We start from the raw sequence: 1185 nt of genomic DNA, 5'->3' as shown, positions 1-1185 counted from the left end.
GGTGAGGATCTTGAGGAGGGTGGACTTGCCCGCGCCGTTCTCGCCCATGAGGGCGGTGACCTGACCGGCGGGGAAGTCGAGGGTGACTCCGCCGAGGGCCCGTACCGCGCCGAACCGCTTGGTGACCTGGTGAACACCGGCGAATCTTGCGGAGCCCGGGTTGCTGGGCGGGCGAGGGTCGGGAGTCGGGTCGTGGGCTTTGCTCATGGGAGTTCCTTGAGAAGTGTGGCGAGGGTAGGGAAGGGCACGCGGTCGGCCGGCCGTGCGCCCACTGGGGCGGGAGGTTCCTGGTGATGTCCTGGGGCGGTGGGGGCGGTGCCGCCTTCGGCCCCGGCGGCGCAGGGGCCGGGGCCGAAGGGGCAGGCGGCCGTTCCCCGGGGGGAGAGGGACCGGCCGGCTTCGGGGGTGTCAGCTGCAGGTGACGCCGGCGGTCTTCCAGGTGGTGGCGTCGACCATGGTGGTGGGGGCGAAGGCTTCCTTGGGGAAGTCCTTGCTGTTCTTGAGCTTGTCGTACATGGTCTGGACGGCGAGGGCGCCGACGTCCTTGCCGTTGATGAAGAGGGCGGCCTTCATGCCCGAGGGCTTGCCGGAGCCCCAGTTCTTGCAGGCGAGGTAGGCGCCGAGGCCGACGCCGATGACGCGGTCGGCGCCGATGCCGGCGTTCTCCAGGGCGGTGACGCCGCCCTGGACGTTCTCGTCGTTGCAGCCCCAGACGACCCAGTTCTTGACGCCGGGGTTGGCGGTGACGGTGGCTGCGATCTTGTCCTGGGCGCCGGTGGGGGTGTTGTCGGTGGCGACGTCGATGTTCTGGACGCCGGGGGCGGCGGAGCCGAAGGCGTCCTTGGCGGCCTTCACGCGGTCGCCGCAGACGGTGACGTCCTGCTTCCAGGCGGAGATGGTGCGGGTCTCGGCGGGGTTCCAGGCGGCCTTCTTGAACTCCTCGGCGGCGCGCTTGCCGACCTCGCCGCCCATCTGGGTGCCGGAGAAGCCGATGCGGGGGACGAGGTTGTCGGGGGCGCAGGCGGACGGGTCGGGGCCGTTGGTGCAGATCTGGTCGTCGGAGGTGAGCAGGGCGACCTTGGCGTCCTTGGCGGCCTGGACGACCTGGGGTCCGACGGCGGGGTCGGGGACGACGATGACGACGCCGTTGGTCTTCTGTGCGATCGCGGCCTGGACCTCGCTGAT

Annotated in this window: 2 protein-coding genes; both read right to left on the bottom strand. The window is 70.9% G+C overall.

Going from position 1 to position 1185, the window contains the following annotated elements:
* Nucleotides 1–207, bottom strand: a 207-nt coding sequence (locus PUR61_RS00695; protein ID WP_329874519.1) for an ATP-binding cassette domain-containing protein, incomplete at its 3' end; no start/stop codon positions are given.
* 201 nt (nucleotides 208–408) lie between these two features.
* The coding region (locus PUR61_RS00690) for a substrate-binding domain-containing protein (protein WP_329874517.1) at nucleotides 409–1185 on the bottom strand (777 nt) is incomplete at its 5' end.

It is taken from the genome of Streptomyces sp. BE20, from assembly GCF_036322525.1.
GTDB lineage: Bacteria > Actinomycetota > Actinomycetes > Streptomycetales > Streptomycetaceae > Kitasatospora.
The sequence above is the reverse complement of the archived record's forward strand: the minus strand, read 5'-3'. Positions and strand labels throughout refer to the sequence as shown.